The sequence below is a fragment of the Stenotrophomonas sp. FR024 genome, assembly GCF_047500745.2.
In the GTDB taxonomy this organism is placed as follows: domain Bacteria; phylum Pseudomonadota; class Gammaproteobacteria; order Xanthomonadales; family Xanthomonadaceae; genus Stenotrophomonas; species Stenotrophomonas maltophilia_A.
The window spans coordinates 393957-414651 of the sequence record NZ_JAXAXM020000001.1 but is presented as its reverse complement, the minus strand read 5'-3'; the positions used below and the strand labels follow the sequence as shown (position 1 = coordinate 414651).

The following is a 20695-nucleotide window of genomic DNA, read 5'->3' as shown; positions in this document are numbered from 1 at the left end:
CAGTGAATCGTCGGTCCAGAAGGCTTTCGAGGAGCCGGCGCGGGAGCCAGCCCGCGTGCCTTGCGCCATTCGTCGGGCGAAATGAACGTTGGCGGCACCTGATCTCGGCTTACAGTCGCCGCCCGTGGGGCAGGTCGCGCCCCGGCGCTGGGCACATAGGCTTGCTGCGCTTGTCCGGCAGGTGATGCTGCGAACCGGCGCATCAGAGCGGCGGCTACATCCAGAGCGTGTTGAATATCGGCTTCGCGTTCGGCGACGTCTCTGGTCCCGCTTTGCGCCATGAGGGCGGGCAGAAGGCGGCTGGCGATGCGAAGTTCTACGTTGGCAGGCATTGGATCTCTGAAGCTCTCAGTATGAAGGGTCTTCACATCGAAGCACTTCGTCCCAGTTTGGCAAGAGACGGAATCTGCGCTGGTTCACAAATATTGAAGTTGACTCTCAATGCCTAGGGATGACAGAAGCCTGCCGGTAACAAAGTCATGCAGCTGTCGATTCGGGTTGTGGTGCCAGTCTGACTAGCCAATGCCCGCCGGGCGCTTGTGTGGCTGTCAGCAGGTCATATGTCTGGATCATGTCCAGGAGGCCGGAGTGGCCGTAGGCCTTCGGCGAGAAGGATGGGTCAGTCCGCTTCAGATAGTGGCCGAGTGTCCCTAGCACCACTTCCCCGTCCGTGGTCCCATCGGCTAGTAAGGCAACCGCGTCGACAAGGAAGCGAGGGCGGCGTTTGGGAATCGGCTTGGCCACTTCGGCTTTGCTGGGCGCGACTTTAGCAGTCGGAGCAGGCGACTCTTCGCAGGTCGCATTCGACTCCGTTGGTTGCCACTCAAAAAACTGGTCGCAGGCGTTACGCAACGCCTCTGGCGTCTTAGCTTCACCCACGATGCAAACCGTGGCTCCTCGTTCTCGAAGCTTACGACACAGGTAGGCGAAGTCAGAGTCACTGGTGACCAAACAGAAGGTGTCTGCGCGCTGGTCGAACATGGCTTCTAAGGCGTCCAGCGCCAACGCGATGTCCGCCGTGTTCTTGCCAGCGGCGTATTGGTATTGCAGGCATGGGGTAAACGCTTGCCGGACGAGTGTTTCCTGCCAACGCTTGGTCAGCGTGGAGTGGTTGCCGTAACCCCTCCGAACCACCACCCGGCCGAACTGCGCTCCCATCAGTAGGGCATGGTCAACGATCTCAGGGCTTACATTGTCGCAATCGACCAACACAGCCACTTTGCTATCGTGAGCGGCGGATCCGTTTGCCATTTTGTTGGTCCTTACGCTGCGATACGTGCATCAAGGCCTGCATGCTCCCTTAAGAGGTAGAGCAGGCCGCCTCCATCGATCAACTCGATGGGCTTATCCTTTGCGAACTCGAACGCCGCAGTGCCGTAGCCGCTGGTGCAAACTAGGATGCCTTTGCTGGCACCTTCGTTGAGCATGGTTCCGTAGAGGTCCCGAACCGCGCTGACGCCAACTGTGTCCTTATAGCGCTTGGCTTGAATGACGACCTTTCCACCAAGCACCGGCCGGGTGTCGAAGGCCACCGCATCCACGCCGCCGTCGCGGGAGCTGCGTGTCAGCTTTGTATCCAACCCCATTTGACTAAAGAGATTCGATACCAGCGCTTCGAACTCACCAGGGGTCAGCTCCAGCAGGTTGGGCCGCGACTCCAGGCCCGAGAGCACGTCTGTCTGGGCAATGAAGCGCTTATCGACCATGTTGAACTCAACAATCGGCTTGATGGCTTGTAGCTCATCCGGCCGGCTGGATACCTGAGCGCCCAAGTTTCGGAGGCATGGGATCTTTTCTACTCGGTCCAGCCGTAGTTGCAGGAAGGAGGCCTTGGTCGCGCGGACCGAGACCACAGGGACGCGGACCTCTTGCCCAGTGGTGGGGTCGTGTGCATCGACCACGCCATTGAAGGTCACCAACGCTAAGGCATCCGCTTGGTCGGCTTCAAACACCTCGTGCAGTGTGCGCAAGGTGATCGAGGCGATGATGTCCTGGTAGAGCGCTTTGATGTCGCTTGCCTTACGCGCCTTCGCGTCGATAGCATCCCGGGTCTTGACGTAGCGGTAGTCGGCCTCCGTGGGAACGACCGAAAGCTCTGGAACGTCGTATTCGATGATCAGTTCCTTGGACGCGTCCGCATACGCGAGCTTGTATCGCTGGGGAAAGCCTTGGGTCGGGTATTCCGAGCGTGCCAAGACCATGTCGTTGTAGGCCACGATGGCATCAGGCTCATGGGCCAAGTAGGCGCGTTGGAACTCGTCAACTTCCCCGTTTCGGCGGGCCACGTCGGCCTCGTAGAGGGCGCGAGCAGCCTCGTGTTGAGCACGCAGGTCAGCCAGCTTCTGCTTCTTTAGCGTCTCTGCCCGTTGGAACTGGTCGAGGATTTGCTGGTGGGCCTGTTGCGCCGCCGCCAATGCAGCCGCGTGCTTCTTCCCGGCTCCCGGCCAAAAGCGGGCAAGGCCCGTCGGTGGGACGATCTCGGCAGCGGCTGGTGCGAAGCCGGGCACCAACTCCTTCGGCACCTCAAAGGTGGGGTGGGGGGCGGTGTGACGAAGGCTGTCAAAGCGGATGGTGTCGTTCACCGACAGGGTGTGCACCAGCAACCCCTCGAGCTCCTCCAGGCGGTCCTTCAACTCGGCGTTGAGATCGTCGACCTCGCCCTGTCGATCTTCTAGGTATCCCGCTTTGGCTTGGCGAGCGGCTTCCCGTTCCGACAGCTCGTAGGCGCGAATCTCTCGCAACAACTGTGCGGCCGCCATGCGCTCTTGGCGCTCCAACTGCCTCTGTTGAGTGGCTAGCATCCTCTGTTGGCGTTTAGTCTCCCGCTCTGCCGCCGCCGCTGCCCGGCCGGCTGCCCGCAAAAACCCTTCTAAGCCGCTTCGCCGTCCCATACATCCTCCTGATGTTGAAAAGCTAAAAAGACAAACCGCTTCACCCGCCGTCGCGGGGTGTTTAGCGCTTTAACCGGTCAGGAGACTCCTGAGGACCGGCAGATTCAACCCATACGAAAGCACCGCCAGCCCCGGCGAGACGCCTTTAAGCCCTTCCAGCTTCTCCCGAGCCGTGAAGCTGCGGCTGTAGGTGGCATGGTGCTCGTCGTCCAGCTCATGGCCCACCAGTTGGGCCCGGAGCTCGGAGACCACGCCAGCGCCTTGGAGCTCCTGAATCAGCGTTTTTCGGAGGGAGTGGAAGCCGCGCTTGGCTTCCGGCCAGTTTGCCCCGACCTGTTCCAAGTGACGGCCAAAGGCCTTGGTGATCCAGTTGCCCGCCCCATTTTTGGCGTTCGCCTTGGCGGCAGGGAAGAGACGTGGGGCCTTTTCAGCCCGCAGGCTCCCCACCCAATCCAGGAAACCCAGCTCAATGAGGTCAGGATGCACGGGGATAGTGCGCAGGCTGACCTCGGTCTTGACCTTCTGGTGCTCCCCCTCGTCAGAAATGCGAATGCAGGGCAGACCATCCACCGTCACCACGTCTTCGACCAGCAACTGGCCAACCTCTGACGCCCGGGCACCCGTGTAGAGGCCCAGCAACGAGGCCCAACGGGCGGACAGGGCCAGGTCTTGGAACGCGGCCGGTGCGAACAGCGCTTGGACCTGATGACTTTCATAGGCTTTGAAGCCGAACTTCTTCCGCGCCCGCTTCTCCCTAGTGGAGTAAGTGATATGGCCGGCCGCTGGGTTGTCGCCTTTGGGGTAGTGGCCGGATGCAATCGCCCATTCGAAAAACCCTCCGCGGCCGCCGACATAACTTTGCTTGTTCGTAAGGGTGGGGGTGGCTGCGCCCCCGTCTCGCATGAACTGATACCAGCGGGCCAAGTCGGACCGGGTGACCGAGTGGAGTTTGGCCTTTTCCCCCAGGAAGGACACCAGTGCCTCGATGGCGGTCTTTTTAATGGTGAACGTTTTGGGGAGGCAGCCGGGCTGGATGCTGGCCAGCCAAGCGTCGCGGGCCTTGCCCAGGGTGATGGTCTCCACAGCGGGCTTGGTTACCCTACGGGCCACGGGCATGGGCGGCACACCCTCTCGGATCAACTCGCTCAGCTCACTGGGCTGAGAGGCAGAGAGCTCCATCAACTGCTGATAGAGCCTGACATCGTCCGGCGTATCGATTTGCCAGTGCTCAGTCACCGTGCCATCGGCCGCCTTGGTCCGATTCAAGATCAACTGCTGTAGCGGGTCGCCGTCGGTCAAGCGCCTGAGCAGCGCGTCGATGTCCTCTTCCTTGATTCCCATGCGTTGCTCCCTCAACACGTCGAAGGCTTGAGCATACCGCGCCGCCAGTTGCAGGGCGCGCAGCTGGGCCACGGCCAGTTCGGACGTGCGCAGGGTGCGCTTGAAGATGCGTCGGCCAACGATGGCCTGGAGATCGGTGGGGACCCGTTGCCGGAAAGACCAGAGCCCTGAGGGCGCGCGAACGAGATGGTGTGGGATGCGCATCGAGAGATGTGTCCCGATTTGTGTCCCGCCGAAGGTCACTCCAGAAAAGCAAAAACCCCTGCGTAAACAGGGGTTTGCGTAATCTGGCGGAGAGAGGGGCTGCTCGGGCGATGCCCAACGGGGCCCAGCCGATCTCAACCTTTGAAAATTTTAGCACGCGGTTCAGCAACTTAGCTACAGCTGCGTACCAATCGACCCCAACGACACCTAAAGGAAGCAAACATCAAATGGCATACTGGATGGCATACCGGAAACAGGGGGCCGAGGAAGGACATGGGATTGATCACGGATGCAAAGGCTCGCAGCCTGAGCCCTGGCGGTCAGGCTGTCCCGCACGGAGGCATAACTGGCCTGACGCTGCATCCGTCGCCCTCACAGAAGGGGCAGGGTAAGTGGGTGCTGCGCTACGTCAGTCCTGCCACGGGCAAGCGACGCAACGCCGGCTTGGGTGCCTACCCCGAAGTTGGGATTGCTCTGGTGGGTAAACTGGCGCGAGAAATGCGCGAGCAGATCGCGAGTGGGCAGGATCCGTTGGAGGTTAAGGCGGCTGACCACGCTAAGCCGAAGACACCGACCTTTCAGGAAGCAGCGGAGCTACTCCACGCGGAACTAAAGCCCGGGTGGAAGAATCCCAAGCACGCACAGCAGTGGCTTAATACGCTGACTGAGTACGCGTTTCCACGGATTGGCTCCCTTCCCATCGACCAGTTGCAACCGCGGCACGTTGCGGATGTCCTCCGCCCCATCTGGCTCGACAAGGCAGAGACGGCAAGTCGCGTGAAGCAACGGCTACACGCGGTAATGGCGTGGGGTTGGGCGCACGGATTTAACCAAGCCAACCCGGTCGATGTCGTAACACATCTGCTTCCGCTGCAGCCGGGAAAGTCTGTCCGGCAGGAGCATCAGCCAGCAATGCCCTGGGCGAAGCTTCCATCGTTCGTGAAAGCAGAACTTGCAGGAGCTGGCGAGTACGAAGTCACGCGAAATGCTTTGCTGTTCCTGATCCTGAATGCCAGTCGTTCCGGCGAGGTGCGCGGGATGACGTGGGCGGAAGTGAACCTTCGCGCGAAGCTGTGGACGATTCCTGCTGCTCGCATGAAGGCCAAACAGCCTCATCGAGTGCCATTGTCGGAACAGTCCGTCAAGCTGCTCAAGCGCCAGGAAGGCCATCACGACGAACTTGTCTTTCCCTCTGTGCAGGCTCGTTCGGTCATGTCGGACATGACGCTCACAGCCTTGTTGCGGAGAGCGAACGCACCGAGCGACACGCCTGGGCGTCTTGCGACCGCCCACGGGTTCCGCTCGAGCTTCCGCGACTGGTGCAGCGAGCAAGGCTATGCCCGTGACCTGGCAGAGCGGGCGTTGGCGCATACGGTCAAGGACAAGGTCGAGGCCGCCTACCACCGCACAGATCTCTTGGAGCAACGTCGTCCGATGATGCAGGCCTGGGCCGACTTTGTTCACCCACCTGCAAAGAAGCCCAAGAAGGATGCCTCGCAGCATGACGCCTGAATCGCCAGCCATTCGAGTTCGGCCCTTAGCCAGCATGCTTGACGGGAACGACCCTGTTGAGTTCGTTCACAGGCTCCTTGAGGCTGGATACGACAGGTTCTACGTCAAGGTCCCGAAGGGATTTCGGGTCAGCCTTCTCTCCATTGACCCCTTTCCTCCTGGGTACCAGCTTCTGTGGCCCCAGAAGTCAACCCAAGGTCCCGTGCGGGCTGATGGCAATCAGGCCCAGATACGGTATTTGCAGCTCGATACATCGCAGTTGCGTGACGTTCTCGAATATCCCCCCATCGCATTGCACCAATTCAGTGCGGGAGGTCTGGAATCCGCGTTGACGCACGATGGCATTCCTTCAATCGATTTCAAGTATCGAAAGGGTTTGCTGGGTGTCCTCTTGCCCACCGAGCGGGCCATCGCCGACAAGGTGCCAACCGAGTTTGATGCCAGCTCGGGTGCTCCTGTGGTCGTGAAGACGTTGAATCGCATCAGAAGCCAGTATTCGTACATTCTTCACGGGGTCAGTTTCAAGGATGTTTTCGTTGAGGCGCCCGCACTTAGTGACGCCTTGGAAAGCACGCCGACTGCTAAGGATGTGCTTGTGCCAGCCTGTGGAGATGCGCCGGATGACCCCTATGGGCTGAAAGATTCGTCGTCATTGGTATACGAGATCCTCCGCAAAGCCTATCGAAATCGAGGGAGGGCGCGCAGTGAGATCGATGCGCCATCGCTTGCGGCAGAATTTCGAGAGTTGAATGCCGGCTACAAGAAGAATCCCAAGCCTTTCAACGACGGTCGGCATGAGTTCGCGGCGACGCTCGCCAACCCCGGCTACAACTATTCGTCCGAGGGCCTTGGGGAGATTGATCTTCCCGAAGAGGCCGTAGAGGTTCCGGCGGATACATTCCTCGATCAGGATTTCATCAATCACAAGCTCAGAAAACTCCTATATGCCGCCTGCCGTTGGAGTGGTGCTAAGGAACCAGGACTCGGCGGCGATCGGGAAAAATTGGTGGATCTCTTGGTTGGTCTTGGCTTCTTTGACCGGGAAGACAGTGATCAGGTGCAGTCGTTGGTTTACTTCATCACCGGTGAAAAGTACCGGCGCAACAAGCACAAGAGCGACTTTAGGCACATCCGCAGCGATCGAGGGTGACGCCAAGCCGGGGATGGGTAACGCGCACACCCGGTCAGTTTCCATTTCGCCAAGACTTTGGGAGACGCGTGTGTGCCAGCAAGGGGATGAACAATCATGAGCACGCTGGCCGACCAGCTGAAGACATTGGGCTTACAGCCGACCGAGCGAGAGGTTGTGGACACTAGGAAGACCAATTCCAAGACCGGTGGTCGGCCGCTAGGATCTGGTAAGAAGCCACAATCTGATGAGGGAATGCTCTTCTTGAAGTTGCCACGCTTCGGAACTGTGGCCAGGCTCGACGAAGAACGGGGCTTCGGCTTCATCTCTGGTGGCGCGCGCGAGGACGTGTTCTTCCACTTCAGGGGATATCCGGGCCGGCTACCTGACGGAAAACAGCTTCCCCCTGTGGGATCGCAGGTGCTTTTCATTACGGGCAGCGACCCACGGCGTCCACACGAGCCCAAGAAGGGTGCAGTCTTGTGGGCGCCCGTCGAAATCTCTTCAGCTTCGCTAGGGAATGCGCCCACGGATCAGACATCTGTGGACGCTTTGCGGCGCAAGCGCCTAGGTGAGTTGCCGCGGGATGCGCTGTGGGGCCTGTTTGAAACAGCGTGGTACGCGAAGCCGTGGGGTGGAAATGCGCCGGCACCCACCGACCTGGAAGACGAGGTACTGGGACAGGTCGTCTGCGAACGTCTGGCCGAGATGTCGCCGGCTGATCTGGAAGCACATCAGGTCAGTAGCCGGCTGGCGAAGTCGCACTACCAGTTTGCTGCCTGCCTGTCGCCAGGCAGCCCGGCTTGCGCGTTCACGCGGATGCTGGAAGTGTTCGAGCCAGCACAGCTGGCCGTGCTGGGGACACCAGACCCCTCGTGGATTCAACGCCAGAGGCTTTCTCCGGACGCCCGCTCCCGCCTCCTTGAATGGCACCTGCTCAGCCGGGCCTTGTCGGAACCGCGTGGCAACTGGGAGTCCTGTTTCCCAGGAGCCGAGGCATCCGAGGTCGAGCTGGCAACGCGTTTCCTGGCCTACGACATCCCGCGGGATGCGTTCATCGATGCTTGGCTGGACAGGATCGTGCGTAACGGATTGCTGTCCGAAGTACAGGCTGAAGCGTGGGCGGACCGTAATCTCGATCTATCGGTTTCGCTGTTTCATCGACTTCCAGCCGCGCGCCAGGTTTCTCTGGTGTCAGGGTGGCGGAAGAATCCGGCAGGCCTGGACAAGCAACTCCAACAGGAACCATCACGTGCAAGGACGCTGCTTACCGCTGCGTCACTGGCGTTTGACCTGGAAACCGACGGTAAGCGCATCTGGGAAATCGGCTGCGCACGCAACGGACAGGCCAGCCTTCTTCACGATGAGCGTAGCGGGACCGACCTGGATGTGGCCATGGCCGACCTGGGGCAGCGAGTCCACGCTGCGCCATTGGTGGTAGGTCACAATGCCCTGGCATGGGACTGGCCGATTGTTGCCCGCCACATCGCGCCGACTACGGTGCCATTGATCTGGGATACGTTGCTCATCGGGTACCTTCTGGAGCCGCAGGCGGCGTCGCACGCGCTCGGTGGGCGGCATCATGCGGACCGGGATGCACTTGACACTTTGCAGCTGTTCAAGCGACAGCTAGAGGGCCTGCCTGAAGATATTGCACGCAGGGTGTTGATCGGCGAGTTCACCGATTCTGCCCGACTGCTGGATGCGGTCATTGAGGCCCAGCGGGGCGTCCGCGATTTTGCCCGCGAGTTCCCGGGCTTCATGACCGCGGAGGGAACCTCGCCTGCAAAGCTGGTCGTCGTGCCCGAGAGCAGGCTCGGGGAGATCGACTGGGTTCCGGGCGCGTCGGTGGTCTCGGCGGACCCCAGCGAAGGGCTGGCGGCCGAGTGGCGGGAAGTTGACGTTGCCTTGCTTAAGAAGGCCCTGCCGGCAGACGCCGCGTCCGACCCGGCTGCTCGGGTCCTGGTGGCTGTTGGGGAGCTGGCTGCCGCGCAGGGCATCGCGCTGCGGCGGAACATGATTCCGGTCTGGCTGCTTGAACGTGACGCCAGCCTGCGGTCGGCGGTCGACATGGTGTGCGTAGTGCCGAAGGCCGGTTCGGGCTGGCGTATCGCGTCGTTGCCCGCCAGCGTTGACTGGTGGGCCAGCAGGGATCCATCGTCATGCGTGGTGACCGGGCTCAGCGATGATGTTCTCGTGCTCGATCGACGGAAGGTTGCGCAAAGCGATGTTGCGCAGACGCTGGGTGAAATGCCCGCAGCGCCATTCATGCGTATCGGTGAAACCGGATCTGCGTTGCGATGGTTGCTCGTCGACCGTGCCGCACACGTGCTCGACTCCCGAGGAGGTCTGGCTGCATTCACGACGTTCCCCGTCAGCGATGCGGCGATCGTTCGTGCCGAGGGCGCGCCGGTTCCGTCATGCCGTCCGAAGGTTGCAACGCGGCGCCATCACGTGTTGCATCCGCGGGCCGAGGACCAGGGCAGCTACTGGGCCGAGGTGCTTCGTACGTTTAAAGAAGTGGCGACGTTTGGAGCGGGAACCGTTCCGATTCTCCTGATTGCGAGTACCCAAAGCGAGGCGCTGCGTGATCTGTTGACAGTTGGGCTGGCGGAGATCGGGCTTGGCGAGGTGAAACCGGAACACCGCAGCCAACGTGAACACATGCTTCGCGCCTCGAGTGGTGGCCTCGCGCTGGTCGACGTGGTCGACCAGTGGCCCGTCTGGCAATCGCTTGCCCAGTCGGCAGGCGTGGTGCTGCAACCTGTGGTCGAGGCACTGCCGATCGAGGAGTGGCATGCCTGTGCGGAGACGCGCACTGCCGCGCAGGCAGGTTGTGATTCTGGGCAAAAGACCGAGAAGGCGGGCGGCGCCACCGTCGTTAGTGGCGCTGCTGTACTTGAGTCTGCGCCTGCCTTGTTGCGGGCCCGGTTGCATGGATGGATGGCCGATGTGGGGCTGTCAGCGTCGCAGCTCCCCACCATCCTTATTGATCCGCGCGTGGGCGACATGGCCAAGGGGCTGTCGAACTTGGCGGACTCGTTCCAGCTTGTGGAGACGCCATTCCTGGCTGAGCAGGCGCAACGGTTGGAGCTTGTGTTGTCGCCGTTCAAGCTGGTGCGAGAGGTGGCTCCTTCCGGCATCGAGGCTATGGAACGCTTCCTGGTGGCGAACTGGCAGCCTCGAAGCGGGGGCGGTGGGAATCGCGTCACCGGCTTCAAGCCGTCGCAGAAGATTGCGATGGAAGCCATCTGCGAACGCTCCGCTAATGTTCTCGTCTCGTTGCCGACGGGCGAGGGCAAGTCGGTGCTGTTTCAAGTTCCCGCGCTCTGCCGTGGCCTACGCAATAGACGGCTGACATTGGTCATCTCGCCGTTGAAGGCCTTGATGCGGGATCAGGTGGAGCGCCTGCGGGAGCAGGGTTTCTCCGAGTCAGTCGACTATCTGAGCGGTGATCGACCGCCCAGCGAGATCGCCGAAGTGATCCAGGGCGTACTCGATCATCGCATCGTGCTGCTGTATGTCGCGCCAGAGCGGACACGCAGCAGTGTTTTCCTCGATGTGCTTCACAAACGCATGCAAGCTGACAAAGGCTTGGAGCATGTAGTTGTGGATGAAACCCATTGCGTGAATCAGTGGGGATACGAGTTCAGGCCGGACTACTTTCATGCGCTGAATCTGTTGCTGCGCATGTGTCGTGCAATGGATTTGAGTGAGCCGACGCCTTTCCTGTTGCTGTCGGCAACGATCACCGCGTCCGACAGGGTCCGTTTGCAGGCCGTCATGTCCGGAGATTCCGGAGAGACGGGATCTCCACTGCCGCTCTTGGCAAGGCCGGACTCGTTCTCCAATCCATTGCGAACGCATATTGCCGTTGAGCCGCGTCGTGTGCGTGGCATGCTCAACGACCGGCGGAACTTTGACAAGGCACTGGCGGAGCGTCTGCCTCACATCGAAGAAGCCGTATCGGCGGCACGGCGCAACCGGGCGTCGACGGGTCAACGTAGTGCCGTCATAGTTTTTGTATCCAGCCGATACCACGCGGAGGTCGTGGCGCAGCGGCTTGCCCGGGCCACCAGCGGTCAGGTCGACTACTACCATGCGGGCTTGGATGCAGGCTCGCGGGAAGAGATCTACACGCGCTTTCTTGACGGTGACCTTGATGTCCTCGTGGCGACGAAGGCCTTCGGCATGGGCATGGATATTCCGGACATCCATTGGGTCGTGCACCTTGCACCGCCGGGATACCTCGAGGACTACCTGCAGGAGGTTGGCCGGATCGGGCGCGGGGAGCGGGAGCGTAAGAATGCGCAGCTCGAAAAGCTTTCCGCCACGCTGCTATTCTCGGATCAGGACTTCGAGTCGATCCGGGGTTTGCGGGCGCGCAGCGCCCTATCCCTTCCAATCATCCGGGATCTCCACGAAAAGGTGTGCGAGCACGCATACCAGGTGGATGGCCAGCAGCTCGCGATCGTTCCTGCCGAGGGCTACGGCACGCCACAGAACCCCGTGGGGCAAAGTCCGGCCGCCAGACGCGCGGCCGCGACGCGAGTCAGAATGGGGCTGTACTGGCTCGAACGGGCCGAACGCGTCCGCCTGTGCGGTTCCGTCCCGGATCTGATTGAGGTGACTGCCTACCCGTCCTCGCTTGAGCGGATATCCCAGGAGGATGGTTTGGCTGCTGAAGTAGCCGGTTTGATTCTTAAAATTGGTTCGGTGGACACTTCGCTTGCAGGTGCATCCCTTGGAGGCGGCTCCGTTTTTGGCGCTTCTCCGACCCCGGCAGGACTTCTCGGCGGCACTATCGACGTGCTCGGACGGCTGTTTTCCAGCTTGTCCGACACGGTGGGCATGCTGTTCGATGGCTCGGCAAGAACTCCGGCGCGGTCGCTTCCAAGCCCACGTCCCGCACACGCCGGGTTGTCGAGCGGTGAGGCCGCCACGGCAAAGACGGTGATTCTCAATCTCTCCCAGATCAAGCTGCGCAGCAGTGCGATCAAGTCGATGGGAGATGTGCTGGCAGTCCTAGGCGACCTCGAAAAGCGTGGGGCTGTATCGCTGGATCGCGAGATTGACGTTGTTCCGCGCAAGCTTGCATCTGAGCCATCCACCAAGATCAGCGAGCTCTTCCAGTACGTCGATGGCGGAGTAGCCGAACTCATACGCCGGCTCGCGAAGAACGGGCGAATCGAGTTCAATCCGTTTGAGATGGTCGAGGACGTAGAGGGGCCGCGGGTCGGCGATGACAAGCGCCGGATGTATGAAAGATTGTTCATTAACGGCTTCAGAAGCCTTGCGCGTGCATCCGGAGTCAAGCTTCGCCAGCTGGTTCGGGCCGACGATAAAGTCATCTGGGAGGCAGTGCTTCCGCGGTCGTCATGGTCCAAAGCAGATTCCAGACGGCAACGTTTCCTGCAGGGGGCGAAGTCCCTGTTCGCGGCTGTCGCAAACCAGAGATCGATCCCGATTTCGAAACTTGTGGATCAGCTACGTGCCGGAAGCCATGACGGCCGTTTCCGCGAATCCGACTTGAACAAAGTGGCCGCGCTCTTGTCGGCAATGAGCCTTGTCAGCATTTCGCCGGAGTTGGTTCCGCTGTCACATGTCGTAGCAGTATCCAATGTCGATGGCAGGCTTGAGGATCAGGCGGATATCTGGGACGAGCTCAGGCAGGTCAATGAACTTGCAGAGGCACGAAATCTGGCAATGGAGGTGTTCGCAAACGTGAACACGGATGCCCACCCGGTCTTCATCGAAGGGTATTTCGATGCCGCTGATGGCCCTGCGATCAAGCAGTTCCTTGATTCGCAACTGGGTGAAATAGTCAGCGAGGATCGGGACGGCCCCTCCACCTTGCTCTTGGAGATGCAGGAGAAGCTCCGCGCCACGAAAGCGATTGAGTTCTTCGAGAGATTCAGGGGCTCGGAAGAATCAGCGCAATGGGAGGTGGCCAAGGCGCCGTTTGATCAGCACATCATGGTCAACGCGGGTCCCGGGGCTGGCAAGACCTTTGTCCTTGTAGGAAGAATCGCGCACCTGATCCGGGAGCAGAACATCGATCCCTCGCAAATCATCGTGCTTGCGTTCAATCGCGCAGTCGTCTTTGAGATCAGGCGACGGATTCGCGAGCTGTTCAAGTCGCTGGGCTATGCAGCCTACGCGGGGCGTCTGCGGGTCTCGACCTTCCACTCGCTGGCTATGCGGAGCCTGGCGCGGGAGGGGGTTGAGATTACTAGAGACAGTGTGCAAACCCTGCTTTCTGTTTTTTCCAGTCGGCTGTCGAAAGATCCTTCGTTCGCCCAGAGGGTAGCCGGCGGCGCACGTTGTGTCCTTGTGGACGAATTCCAGGACGTGACGGATGACGTGTATCAGGTCATCAAGTATCTCCACTCCGGCAGCGGGTCTAGGGCAGGGGTCATGGTGATTGGTGACGACGACCAGGACATCCTGCGCTGGCAGCGGAAGAATGATGGTAGTGCTCACCAGTTCTCCGAGAAGTACTTTGATCAGTTTACGCACGATTTCTGGGGAGGAAGTTTCCAGGAGTTCCTGCTGGGCGTGAATTTCCGATCTGGCGAGAGCATTGTCGAACGCAGCCAGTTGATGATCTCAGGGTTCTTCGAGCGCACGAGCCGCTCCCGGCGTCTGAAGTCCTCCCGGTTGAGATCACGTGCGGGAGCCAGGGAAGGGGCGTGCCAGGCGATCGAGTGGAGCGGTCGAACGTGGGGCGAGGCGGTAGAAGGCACTGCAGCTTTGCTAAAGGACCTGACCGGCCGCGAAGGCGAATCGACCGCCGTGCTCTGTCGTTCGAATGCTGAGGTCGCTGAAGCGCACAGACTGTTGAGCCAGGCGCTGCCGAAATTGAGGGTGCAGGGGGGCGCCAATCTGCGCGTAGCCCAGCTGCGGCACGTGGCGCTCTGGTTGGACCATCTTCGGGAGGCTGCTGCCAAAGGCGACGCCGCACTTTCAGAGGATTTGCGGCGAGAGATCTTCAACCGGACGGTGCAAGCTGGAGGTGTTCCGGAATACTCCAGGCCGGCTACGTCCGACGTCACGCTGGACGATCTGTGGGAGCTGTGCTGCCGCGAGCGTTCATTCCCCCATCTTTCCTCGCTCGTTCAGTTTGTCGATGAATTGAGAACCGATGAACTCGTGCGGTTGCTGGGGACGGTCGATGAAGCGTCAACGGCAGTAGTTTCGACACTGCACAAGGTGAAGGGGCTTGAGTTCGACAACGTAGTAATTCTGCCGTCGATGATTCAGTTCGGCGTTGCAGGGTGGGATCGACTGGGACCGGATCTCCAAGGCGATGCCGCGGAAGAGGCGCGGCTGCTGTATGTGGGAATGACCCGGGCCAAGAGGAATCTGACGTACTACCGCGGTGATCGCGAGCGAAGCTGGGGAAGGAAGGATCCTGTGCCGTATGACGGCCTGCGCACAGACGGCCAGGTGTTGATCGGTTCAATGGAGGATGTCTCGCTCGGTTGGGCCATGCAACGCAACGCATTCAACCCAACTCCGGATGAGTGTCAGCGCTATATCGAGACTGAAGTCGCGATAGGTGATCCAATCGTGCTTGGCGGGCGGGGGGGCGGTGCGTTCAAGTCCTTCATGCATCGAGGGAGTTCAGGACAATTGACACAGGTCGGCTTTCTTGCGAAGCAACATGTAGTCGGCGGACCGAATGCTTCGCTGAAAGTCAGCGCGGTCCTGCGGTTCCGGCCGGACTCAATCGACGAGACGCTGGCAGACTGTGTTCGTGATCGTGGCTGGGGGTACATTGTGCTTGTTTCGGGGCGCCTCCGCTGAGGTTCGCTAGATTCCTAGCAGCGTAACCACGGCTCCTGCGTGCTCCCCGGGGCGTGTCAAGAGAAAGGGCCGGCAAGCCGGCCCTTCGTCTGGAAGCAAGATTTGAGGTCACTTTTTCAGCAACTCTCGATCAATGACTGAGGTGTCCAGGCCGCTGCTCCTGGGCGCGCCACGGCCGCTGTGACCCTTCGGCATGATTCCCTTGCGCAGGTTGCGGATCCCCTTCTTGCTCGCGGTGTCGGCGTCCTCGTCGCCTGCCAGGGACTTCGGCGGGCTGGGTTTGAGCTGCGTGGTTTCCTTGCATAGGTACTCGATCGCCAGGCGCAAGCCGCGCAGCTTGTCAGTGTCCGTCGGATGGATCAGACCCAGGCAGTTGAAACGGTACTGGTCCGTCCTGGTGTAGCAGTTGAAATAGCTCGCCTTGGCCTTCTTGCCCGTCTCGCCGACATCCACCCCATCCTCGTACTCTCCATGGCCGCAGCGGCGGACCCAGTCCTCTCCGACCATGCGGGTCAGATTGGCCGCATCACGGTGCTTGTGCCCGTCCAGGACAATGAGGACGTGAAAGTGGATGCCACGATCGATCCCGTCCTCGCGCTTGCTGATGTAACCGAGGACGTCGGGAACGATTCGATTTTCGCGCAGAGCACGCAGGAACCTCGCGTAGTGGCCATCCGCTTCGCGAGTGTAGCCCCAGCCCTTGAACGCCGGGCGGAAGTAGAGATCAACCCGTAGGATCAGCAGCTGCGAACGACGCTGGAACTGGGCTGCCAGATACTCGCAGCAGCTGGTGATGTTCTTCTCTTCGTTGCGCTTGTAATTGTCGACTTCGTCCTTGTAGGCCTGGCTCCGACATGATGCGCGGATGGAAGCAGCCGCGTTCTCGAGAATCTCACGCGTTCGTGGATTACTCAGTACCGGATCGCCGTTACGGGTGTGAGCCCAGAGCTCAGGCGAACACGGGCCGACGACCTTCAGCATAACGGTTAGGGGAGGATTAAAGCGGTGGTGCTTGTAGTACTCCGCACTGTGTTGGTTGTAGCCCTTGCATACGTTGAAGATTGCCTTGCCGATCTGGGTTAGCTGATAGCGCGGCTGCCCCCTTCGATCGTGCACAACTTCAACCGGCTGGTCATCGCTCCGGGCGATGGCGTCGACGAGTTTCTCTGCTCGGAGCAGCCAGTAGATGAAGTCGTGTTCCTGCCCGACATAGGTCTTTCCGTAGCGTTGACTGGTTTTACGTACGAAGAGGTGGTGGTCCTGCTCTGCCGGGGGCATCAGCGGAGCCTTGGACTTGGGGGCAATGGGAAGGTCGGGCATCTGCTCAAGGAGCAGGTCACAGTCGAAGGCGACTGCCTGGGTGTATGAGGTGGACTGATCGATCTCATTCATGTGAATGCTTCTCTGTATCTGCTGATTGATTTAATTAATAGGATAGAAACCGGAATTCGAGCGGGATCGAGGGCCCCGCTTCTCCCAGCCTTGAAAATAAAAACCCCAAGCGCGTTGGGGTTTTTGTGTGATGACTTGCTACGTCGACTTAGTGAGCTGTTACATGCGGCGGGCACCCTCCATGCGGCTTTCCAGCCACTCGTCGATGACGTATTCGATCCAGCCCTTGGCGGAACTGCGCGAACCGCCAGCGCCCAGCGGAACGGGGCGCGGGAACGTCTCGTCGTGCCAGCGGCTCGACGGGTTCAGGCGGTTATCGATGGTGCTCTCGGAGCACGAGAGCTTCTTCGCCAGGTCCTTCTTACGCAGAACTCGCTTGGAGCGCGTCAGTGGGGGCGCGATGCCCTTGGCATCGGTGTTCGAATGGGGCGTGTGGGTTGAACAGTTGTAGTGAAGGCTCATAACGCGATCTCGGTGCAGCGACAGGCCCTTTGCCTGCCTGCGGCCACGATGCGCGTTTTCTGGGGCGATGAATAAGGAGCGGAAAACTGAGATCGGGTGGAAAAAAGGTGGGGAAAATTGATCGCCGCGCGGGCATCTCTGACCGCCGTTTGTTGCCGAGCGCGGGATCAGGGAGGCCAAACCTGGGGAGGAACCAACGTGACGACCCAATCCGACCCAAGTGATTGTGGTTCCGCGCTGACAGCGCCGGACAGTCGTAGCCGAGCCAACACTAGGTTCGGGTTCTCGACCTCGCCGGTCCTGGCCGGCCGGACGGCAGAACGGCTCAATGTCGGGGTCCTGTGGGCCGTGGCTTGTCCGCACAGCCTCGCTCTGCCCGGGTGGTTTCCAGTAAAGCGGCTTCTCCGTGGGAGATACCTATGGCGGGGTCCCCCGGCGAGTTTTAGGCAGTTTTCGGTCGGAGGATCGATGGCCATGCCGATCAGCAGGAGTGCTATTACATCGGCGTTCGTGCATGCAGGCCATGCGGCCTCCCTCGGTTAGGAGGGCGAATTTCAACCGGGCACGCCGGGTCAGCGAGAGAATTGCAGAAGAGTTACGCGGCGAAGGAGCGAGGCTTTCGGCTGCGCTTGGCCTTGGGCGCGTCTCGCATTGTCGCGATTCAAAATTCTCTCAAACCCTTAATACCCACTTGAAGCGGGAGATCCTCGCTTCACGTCTGAGCGCTACGTCCCAAGCGCTTACGGCAAGGTCAGAGCCATGCGCGATGACACCAAGGAGACGATTGTTCAGCTTGTAACGCTGGCCGCTGTAATTCTGGTGAGCCTGCTGACCAAGCGGGACATTCGCTTTCCCTGAGCCAGTGTCCTGGCAGCAGAAGGCCCGCCTTTACCGGCGGGCCTTCTGCTTTTGTGCCGTCAACCGAATGGAGTTCCCATGCATCTAGTTCAATCGATGGCCTACGCCGGCGAGAAGCCGTGGCACGGCCTGGGCAACAAGCTGGCACGCCACCAGCCGATCGACGTCTGGAGGGAGCAGGCCGGGATGGACTGGGAGGTCGAAGAGTCCGAGGTGCGCTACATCACCGGCAACAACAACGTCGGCGTGATCAACGCCTTCCCCGGGCAGAAGGTGCTGTATCGCTCGGACACTAAAGCGCCGCTGGCGGTCGTCAGCGAGCGCTTCAAGGTGGTGCAGCCCGGGGAGATATTGGAGTTCTACCGTGACCTGACAGCACACAGTGGCTTCGAGCTTGAGACTGCCGGCGTGCTCCGGGAGGGCCGCAAGTTCTGGGCATTGGCTAAGACCGGGCAAAGCACGGCTCTCAAGGGGCGGGACCGCGTGGACGGGTACCTGCTGCTGGCCACGGCGTGTGACGGGACGCTCGCTACCACCGCCCAGTTCACATCGGTGCGCGTGGTCTGCAACAACACGTTGCGGATCGCATTGGGGGGCGCCAGCGGTGCGATCAAGGTGCCGCACCGCAGCCATTTCGACGCGGACACGGTGAAACGGCAGCTGGGCATCACCGTCTCGGCCTGGGATGGTTTTGTCGCCCGGATGAAGGCGCTCGCCGAATGCCCGGTGGATCCAGACTCGGTGGAGGGCCTGTTGCGTCGCGTGCTGACCTACCCGGTTGCAGAGGGCAAGGCGACCGTGGTCAACGAGCAGGCATTGGCGAACGCCCGGGCTTTGTACGAAGGCGGTGGACGTGGGGCGATTCTGGCCTCCAGCCGAGGCACCGCCTGGGGCCTGCTCAATAGCGTTACAGAGTTCGTAGACCACCACCGCCGCGCACGTAGTGACGACCACCGTCGAGACGCGGCGTGGTTTGGGCAAGGTGCGCAAATCAAGCAGAAGGCCTGGGAAAGCGTCTTGGAACTGGTGTCCTGAGGTTCCCGTCCTTGACCAACACGTCATAACGCCCGGCCATCTGGCCGGGCGTTTTCATTTGGGAGATTGCACATGAAGAAGCAGAACGCGCTGCGCCTGGTCGATACGCGCACGCTGGACCGCGGGCAGTGGCTTGAGGTGCGCCGTGGTGGCATCGGCAGCTCCGATGCGGCCACGGCCGTTGGTTTGAACCCTTACAAGAGCCAGCTGGAGCTGTGGCTGGAGAAGACCGGGCGGCAGCCGGCCAGCGACGATCAGCCGGGCATGGACGATCCGCGCTACTGGGGCACTTTGCTGGAGCCGTATGTGGCCGTGGCCTACCAGCAGAGGACGGGCCGCAAGGTTCGCAAGCTCAACGCCGTCCTCCAGCATCCGACCCTTGCGTTCATGCTCGCCAACATCGACCGCGAGGTCGTGGGCGATCCGGACGTCCAGATCCTGGAGTGCAAGACCGCGGGGGAATTCGGGTCGCGCTTGTGGAAGGACGGGGTGCCCGAGTACGTCCAGCTGCAGGTCCAGCACCAGTTGGCAGTTACAGGCAAGCATGCCGCGGACGTGGCAGTTCTGCTCTGCGGCCAGGACCTGCAGATCCACCGGATCGTCCGGGACGAAGACATCATCGCCCGCCTGGTGGTGCTGGAGGCCCGCTTCTGGGAGTGCGTCGAGACCGACACGCCGCCGGCCGCGGACGGTAGCGAGTCGGCCGCCCGGGCCCTGCGCCATCTGTACCCCGGTAACGACACCAGTCTGGATTTCACAGGCGATGTGGCGCTTTGCCAGGTCTTCGACGAGCTGGCCGGGCTGCGCTCGGAGCTCGACGCCCAGCAGCAACGGGCCGAAACGCTCAAGCAGGCAATCCAGCAGACCATGGGCGATGCATCCAAAGCGATCTTCGCCAATGGCTCGGTCACCTACCGGCGGGCTAAGGACGGCACGTCGTTCGACGCCAAGCGGCTGACCGCCGAGCGCCCCGACATTGCGGCCCGGTACTCGGTCGTGCGTCCCGGAGCGCGCCGGTTCGTTCTGGCCGTCCACACCGACACCCCCAACCAACCTTAGAGGGCGACACCATGTTGAAGGGACTTGTGATTACCCCGCCAGTGGTCGGGCGGATTTCCATCGGGCGCGTTGTCGAGCGCAACGGCAAGCGCCTGCCGGAGAAGGATGACCAGTTCACCCTGACCAGCCAGATCCAGAACCGGGACGGCTGGATCCTGCATCCCCTGGACGAGGTGCTGCGCCAGGCCGCAGGGGGCAAGCTACGCTCGATTCCCGTCCAGCTGATGTTCAACGACCCGAGCCTGAACCTCCGGGCCGACTACTCGTTGTTCGATCGCGCCACGGGGCGCCCGTTGTGCGTCGGTAATGGCGAGACCTGTCGGCGGACCACCCAGGAGGGGATCGCCTCGCTGCCGTGTCCGGGTCCCACGGGCTGCCCTTACGCGGCCGGCGACTGCAAGGCCTACGCGCGTCTCAACGTCCTGGTGGGCGATGCCGACGAGGACGCGCTGGGGAGCTTCGTGCTGCGGACGACCTCCTTCAACACGATCCGGACGCTGGCGGCCCGAATGCAGTACTACGCCGCCGTTTCGAGCGGGTTGTTGGCCTGCATGCAACTGGAGCTGAAGCTGCGGGGCAAGTCAACGACGATGAGCCACTGCGCCCCGATCTACTACGTGGATCTGGCGGTGCGCTCCGGCATGACGCTGGAACAGGCCATTGCCGATGCCCGCGAGCTGGACGCGCGGCGACGCGCGGCCGGGGTCGACCAGGGCGCGTTGGACGAGGCGGCCCGACGTGGATTCGCCAACGGGGCGTTCGAAGAGCTGGAGGAGGACGTGCCGGCCCTCGTGGAGGAGTTCTATCCCGATGCCGAGCAGGGCGAGCCTGGTCGGGCGCAGCCGGCCCCGCCGCCGGCCCTGCGCGCGCGCCTGCAGGAGAAAGTCGCCCGACTCGGGACCGGCTGACACGGCTGCCACACCAGGTGCTGCGACCACAGGCGCCAATCATTGACGACCACCGAAGGGCGCGCGAGCGCCCTTTTCGGCTTACTGGAGATCAC

The 20695-nt window shown here is 61.3% G+C and carries 11 protein-coding genes; 6 read left to right on the top strand and 5 right to left on the bottom strand.

The window, feature by feature from the left end; all coding sequences use genetic code 11:
- Positions 1-477: 477 nt before the first annotated feature.
- The 3 genes from ACMZ91_RS01830 to ACMZ91_RS01820 form a co-directional block, all read right to left on the bottom strand.
- The gene (locus ACMZ91_RS01830; RefSeq protein ID WP_279703430.1) at positions 478-1251 is read right to left on the bottom strand and encodes an NYN domain-containing protein; all 774 of its coding nucleotides are present in this window, start codon (positions 1249-1251) and stop codon (positions 478-480) included.
- Positions 1252-1262: 11 nt separating this feature from the next.
- Positions 1263-2759: a restriction endonuclease gene (locus ACMZ91_RS01825; RefSeq protein WP_279703429.1), complete on the bottom strand. Its 1497-nt coding sequence runs from the start codon at positions 2757-2759 to the stop codon at positions 1263-1265.
- 201 nt (positions 2760-2960) lie between these two features.
- A complete protein-coding gene (locus ACMZ91_RS01820) occupies positions 2961-4436 on the bottom strand; it encodes a DUF6538 domain-containing protein (RefSeq protein ID WP_279703428.1) in 1476 nt (491 codons plus the stop codon).
- A gap of 273 nt (positions 4437-4709) precedes the next feature.
- Between ACMZ91_RS01820 and ACMZ91_RS01815 the strand changes: the two genes are divergently transcribed.
- The 3 genes from ACMZ91_RS01815 to ACMZ91_RS01805 all read left to right on the top strand — a co-directional run bounded on the left by ACMZ91_RS01815 (position 4710) and on the right by ACMZ91_RS01805 (position 14886).
- A complete protein-coding gene (locus tag ACMZ91_RS01815) occupies positions 4710-5948 on the top strand; it encodes a tyrosine-type recombinase/integrase (protein WP_414577478.1) in 1239 nt (412 codons plus the stop codon).
- Entirely contained in the window at positions 5938-7098 is a 1161-nt protein-coding gene (locus tag ACMZ91_RS01810) for a hypothetical protein (RefSeq protein WP_414577476.1), read from the top strand. The genes ACMZ91_RS01815 and ACMZ91_RS01810 overlap by 11 nt, the downstream gene beginning before the upstream one ends.
- Positions 7099-7194: 96 nt before the next feature.
- On the top strand, positions 7195-14886 hold the full coding sequence (locus ACMZ91_RS01805) for a UvrD-helicase domain-containing protein (RefSeq protein WP_414577474.1): 7692 nt from the start codon (positions 7195-7197) through the stop codon (positions 14884-14886).
- A gap of 108 nt (positions 14887-14994) precedes the next feature.
- Here the strand turns inward: ACMZ91_RS01805 and ACMZ91_RS01800 are convergent, their stop codons facing one another.
- Complete coding sequence (locus ACMZ91_RS01800) at positions 14995-16278, bottom strand: YagK/YfjJ domain-containing protein (RefSeq protein ID WP_414577472.1); 1284 nt, start codon at positions 16276-16278, stop codon at positions 14995-14997.
- Positions 16279-16437: 159 nt separating this feature from the next.
- A complete protein-coding gene (locus ACMZ91_RS01795) occupies positions 16438-16740 on the bottom strand; it encodes a helix-turn-helix transcriptional regulator (RefSeq protein ID WP_414577470.1) in 303 nt (100 codons plus the stop codon).
- A 936-nt stretch (positions 16741-17676) separates the two neighbouring features.
- Here ACMZ91_RS01795 and ACMZ91_RS01790 point away from each other — a divergent pair.
- The 3 genes from ACMZ91_RS01790 to ACMZ91_RS01780 all read left to right on the top strand — a co-directional run bounded on the left by ACMZ91_RS01790 (position 17677) and on the right by ACMZ91_RS01780 (position 20600).
- Complete coding sequence (locus ACMZ91_RS01790; RefSeq protein ID WP_414577468.1) at positions 17677-18633, top strand: DUF932 domain-containing protein; 957 nt, start codon at positions 17677-17679, stop codon at positions 18631-18633.
- A gap of 72 nt (positions 18634-18705) precedes the next feature.
- Positions 18706-19692 carry a YqaJ viral recombinase family nuclease gene (locus tag ACMZ91_RS01785; RefSeq protein WP_414577466.1) on the top strand — a complete coding sequence of 329 codons (987 nt, stop codon included), beginning with the start codon at positions 18706-18708 and terminating at the stop codon, positions 19690-19692.
- A gap of 11 nt (positions 19693-19703) precedes the next feature.
- Positions 19704-20600 carry a recombination directionality factor gene (locus ACMZ91_RS01780; protein WP_414577464.1) on the top strand — a complete coding sequence of 299 codons (897 nt, stop codon included), beginning with the start codon at positions 19704-19706 and terminating at the stop codon, positions 20598-20600.
- Positions 20601-20695: the final 95 nt, after the last annotated feature.

Excerpts from the sequence above, each read along its gene's own strand:
- ACMZ91_RS01830 (WP_279703430.1), bottom strand. The coding sequence starts at position 1,251 with ATGGCAAACGGATCCGCCGCTCACGATAGCAAAGTGGCTGTGTTGGTC.
- ACMZ91_RS01825 (WP_279703429.1), bottom strand. The coding sequence starts at position 2,759 with ATGGCGGCCGCACAGTTGTTGCGAGAGATTCGCGCCTACGAGCTGTCG.
- ACMZ91_RS01820 (WP_279703428.1), bottom strand. The coding sequence starts at position 4,436 with ATGCGCATCCCACACCATCTCGTTCGCGCGCCCTCAGGGCTCTGGTCT.
- ACMZ91_RS01815 (WP_414577478.1), top strand. The coding sequence starts at position 4,710 with ATGGGATTGATCACGGATGCAAAGGCTCGCAGCCTGAGCCCTGGCGGT.
- ACMZ91_RS01810 (WP_414577476.1), top strand. The coding sequence starts at position 5,938 with ATGACGCCTGAATCGCCAGCCATTCGAGTTCGGCCCTTAGCCAGCATG.
- ACMZ91_RS01805 (WP_414577474.1), top strand. The coding sequence starts at position 7,195 with ATGAGCACGCTGGCCGACCAGCTGAAGACATTGGGCTTACAGCCGACC.
- ACMZ91_RS01800 (WP_414577472.1), bottom strand. The coding sequence starts at position 16,278 with ATGAATGAGATCGATCAGTCCACCTCATACACCCAGGCAGTCGCCTTC.
- ACMZ91_RS01795 (WP_414577470.1), bottom strand. The coding sequence starts at position 16,740 with ATGAGCCTTCACTACAACTGTTCAACCCACACGCCCCATTCGAACACC.
- ACMZ91_RS01790 (WP_414577468.1), top strand. The coding sequence starts at position 17,677 with ATGCATCTAGTTCAATCGATGGCCTACGCCGGCGAGAAGCCGTGGCAC.
- ACMZ91_RS01785 (WP_414577466.1), top strand. The coding sequence starts at position 18,706 with ATGAAGAAGCAGAACGCGCTGCGCCTGGTCGATACGCGCACGCTGGAC.
- ACMZ91_RS01780 (WP_414577464.1), top strand. The coding sequence starts at position 19,704 with ATGTTGAAGGGACTTGTGATTACCCCGCCAGTGGTCGGGCGGATTTCC.